At 57.2% G+C, this 3918-nt stretch carries 3 protein-coding genes; 1 reads left to right on the top strand and 2 read right to left on the bottom strand.

The features are described from left to right. Nucleotides 1–394: type IIL restriction-modification enzyme MmeI (locus AC629_RS47990; protein ID WP_210419199.1), on the top strand; the 394-nt coding region annotated here is incomplete at its 5' end. Between the two features lie 58 nt (nucleotides 395–452). On the opposite strand, the gene AC629_RS42085 is transcribed toward AC629_RS47990, so the two are convergent. Next, nucleotides 453–3158, bottom strand: coding sequence for an AAA family ATPase (locus AC629_RS42085; RefSeq protein WP_084810521.1), 2706 nt, complete (start codon nucleotides 3156–3158; stop codon nucleotides 453–455). Between the two features lie 338 nt (nucleotides 3159–3496). Continuing rightward, nucleotides 3497–3778, bottom strand: coding sequence for a hypothetical protein (locus tag AC629_RS42080; RefSeq protein ID WP_084810519.1), 282 nt, complete (start codon nucleotides 3776–3778; stop codon nucleotides 3497–3499). Between the last annotated feature and the right edge of the window lie 140 nt (nucleotides 3779–3918).

Here is a 3918-nt window from a genome sequence, read left to right as displayed (position 1 = left end):
YGCAAAGCCGCCCGCCCGCTACGGCGCTATTGGAGGGCGCGCGTGCGGACGGCTTTGCTCTACCGAGCTACACCATCACTGGGGACACGACCTCTATCCTGAAAATCGCATCAACCGTGCTCCCGAGTTAGTGCCCGGCTTTCCAGACCGCCTGTTACCCAATGGTCCCGAGGCCGAGCGTGAACTATCCGCGCGAACCTTGACCGGGCTCTACAATGACAAGCCGACGTGGCTCGTTGAAGCACATCGAGCGCTCGATGCGGCGGTGGCTGCCGCGTACGTGTGGCCGAGCGACATTTCAGATGACGAAGCACTTGAGCGGCTTTTCGCGCTCAATCAGGAAAGAGCCGGTGCAGTCAGCGCTGTCGTGATGCAGGACGAACCGGTGGACTGAAAGAGAGCAACCTAGCTCGCAAGCAAGAAAAATCCCGCTCAACGACCAAACGCACGACTTAATTGATCTTGTTTTGTCGCGCCCTAATGTCATCCGCCCAAATCCGGACCGCTTGGACATCCTTTAGCAATTCATCCGGCGACGGAGGCGCAGCATTTCTGCCGCGAGATGGATCGTGCGCATCCGTTTGATCACAACACTTCTGGAAGCCTTTATCAAACCCATCGCAATCTTCGGGGGTAAGTGCCGTCGCCTTGCGCAGATACTTGGTGTTTACATAATCTCGGTGACGCAAGATCACCCCATGAAATGCAACGTCCTCGATCGCGCGTTCCCACGTTCGGCGTAAATTGCTGTATATCCGGTGGACCTCCTCCTTGTACGCCGTCTCATCACCCTTGTCGTAAAGCACCTTTGCCGCCCGGACATCTTTCTCCATTTTGTCAACGCGATCCCTTACTTTTGCAGCCGCCCATGGCAGGCCGGACGCAACAACGCCTGCACCTGACGGCCCTCGCGACAAGGACACCTGAAGCACCGGCGTTTTTGATTGATCGGCGGCATCGGTAAGGTCGTTCACGAATACCAAGTCATGGGTAAAGACGATGACTTGTCGATTGGCGGCCTCATCGACAAGGCGTCGAGCTACTTGGTCTCGCCAACGGTGATCGAGCGACGAAACCGGATCATCAAAGACAAGCGCGGATTGGTGCGAAGCCGTCGCCAATTCGCTAAGGAATGCAGCGAGAGCCACGCAGGTCTGCTCGCCTTCGCTCAGCACGTTGTGGACCCGAGCGTCCTTGTTGGCAAACAACCTAATCTGATAAACGGGGGACCCATACTTCCCACCAGCGCGCACAATCTCGACACGCACCCGGTCGGCTGCCAGCCGGACAATCTCTTGCTGAAACCGATCGCGCATTCTAGGCGTAATGACTTCATCGGCGATCAAGTTGCCGAGCTTGGTTATGGCTGCTGTACTTGTGTCTGAAATGCAGGCTGCGATCAGCCTTAGAGCGCGCAGTCGAGTTATCTCGGCCTTCGCCTTGTCGATCAAGGCGGGTAGGCTCAGCCTATCTGCCAGTTCGTCGCGCTCCGCCTCTAGCCGGGCGCGGCCCGCCACATCGACGGCCTCTAATAGCTCTGCGGCATACTTGCGGGTGGAGAGTTCTAGTGCTCGAACGCGAGCGAGCGGACTTTCTTCGAGTTTCGCCAAGTTGGCAGGTACTTTCTGATCGATTGCTCGCCGACATTGTTGCCTTCGATAACGCGCGCTGGCGAGGAACCTTATGATGTCCGCGCCAAGGGTTGGATCCTCAATCGCGATGCGCCGGCGGGCGGGTCCTTGGAGCCGGATTTTTTTGCTATCAAAGCCCCGCAGTGCAGCGGAGAATTCTGCCTCCGCGTTTTTCGCCTGTAGTTCAACATCGGACTGGACGAAGGCTTCAAATGTTCTGAGCCGTGTTTGGGCTTCGCTGGATAAGGGCTGCTGACATAGTACGCATGCGCTTCCATCGTCGCAGCGCGGGAAATGCGCGCCAATATATGCCATTTCCTCCGAATATCGACGGGCGGCTTCCCACAGCGTCCGCCAGACTTGGCTATCAACACCAGCAAGTAGAGATGCCTGAAATGTTTCCTTGGCCGCTACCGATGCAGCCTGCCGTTTTGCCACGGCTGCATCTCGTAGATCCTGTATGGACTTTAGCGTTGCGTCGTCGGCCGAACTGCTCGCGTCGCTTAACACGGCGCTCAACGCTCGCAATTCGTCCGCATACACAACCTGCTCGGATGAAGCCTTTTTTGGGTCTTTTGCCAAGTCTTCTGAGAGACGTTGGTGGCGCGCGCGGTCTTCGTTGGTAACGTTGGACAGCTTCTCTAAATCCGCGATGTTTGAGCCTGAGTTCAGGCTAGCCATGAACCGGCCTACGGAGGTGGTTGGCTTCCATGTTGGCTTTGCGAATATCCCATCGCGAGCCGCTTCCAATAAGGCTTGCTCGGCGGAGAGCGCCGTTTTGATCCGCTGACAGGCGTCAGCTAATTCGTCGGGTATGTCTAGCCCGAAAGGGCGGAAAGCTACCTCGTTTTTATCGCGGACGTGCACCGCGGCGCACTCACGGTCAAACACGCTGACGGCCGACAATATCGCGTGAGGGGCGCCATTATCATTCCATTGAACGGCCGGCTTAACCTTCCCACCCTGCTCATAGCCAATCGCAGCCGTTGCAGCTTTTTTGACTGCTGCGCCTGCGTAAGCATCAGGCATGATCTCGCCCGGAAAGCGGGCGCGGCATGCGCGTTTCAAAATCCTGGCGTAGCCAGACTTTCCGGCTCCGTTGTCTCCGTAAACGACCGTCAATCCCTTTGTTTCGAACGGTAGGGTCTGGTTGGGAGACAATTGGTTGACACCTTCGACGCCAGAGAGTGATGCTAAAGCGATCGACGCACGAGCACCGGGGTTTGCTGGCAAATCCTGCTTTTCGAGGTGCCGCGCGGATACGCTGGTCGCGGCGGGACCCCCATGGTCCTGCTTACAAAGTGCAACAAGGTCAGTGATGTCGGTATCGCTCAAGGAGCCGTTTACAACGATCCGGCGCAACGCATCTCGCTGCCATGCCGGACGATCTTGAGACCAGTCTAGTATGATGTCCAAGGCGGACGGGTTCGCTTTAGTCACGGCATTGGCCCCCGGTTGTATCGAGAGCTTTCCACTATTTTTTGGAGATGGATGCAATCGCGACCAATTACCGATTTCGAAGGGCATGGCGAGGGGCCGAATGTAAGGCCAGAGGGAAAAGGTCCGCCTATAGGGTCCTACCAAACGAACAACTCGGTGCGGGATCGCGGCACCGCCCGCCATCGGCATATCTGCCTGCCATCTTTTCCGATTTTGCTGCGCCCGCTAATCTCGGGAATTCCAGACGATACGCGCGATGAGCGATCTTGAGAGCGACGTGAAGGCTATGGAAATCGCCTTCCGTCAAACGACGCGCTCACCAATTGGGGGGGCTTCAGGCGAGCGGTAGGCGTGAGCCGAAAGGCCAGCCTCGGCTCTCAGACCTACGTGAAAGAGACGCGTCGAAGAACAGAGCTCCAAGCGGCTCAATGGACAATCTGCGTCCTAGGCTGATCTTCATCCGCTGCTTTTCGGACGCTGTCAGCGACACACTTAGCCAGCTCAACATGTGCTTCGGGCGGCAACCCCGCTAGGCTGGCTTCTGACAGCGCACCGCGCGCCAACTGTCGGATGATGGTCAAGCGCAGAAGCAGCTCGTAAAATCGTACATCGGGCGAAATGCCGACGCAGCGCAGTTCGCCCTCTCTCTCGATCGCATCGCCTGCGATGAGTGCGATCACGTCGAGAGTACCATTGCCTTCGCTCATTGGCGTAGCTCCCTTGCGAAACGGCTCATGCTATACTGCCATTTTAGCGGCGGCATGAACAGGAGGCTGCGATGACGATTACAGAACTCGACGTTGTTCCTCGCGAGGACGATCAGGAATTTCTGCTCGAATGCTGGAAG

It is taken from the genome of Bradyrhizobium sp. NAS80.1 (assembly GCF_001908205.1).
Lineage (GTDB): Bacteria > Pseudomonadota > Alphaproteobacteria > Rhizobiales > Xanthobacteraceae > Bradyrhizobium.
Note: the sequence above shows the minus strand (reverse complement) of the source record. Positions and strands in the feature narration are given on the sequence as shown.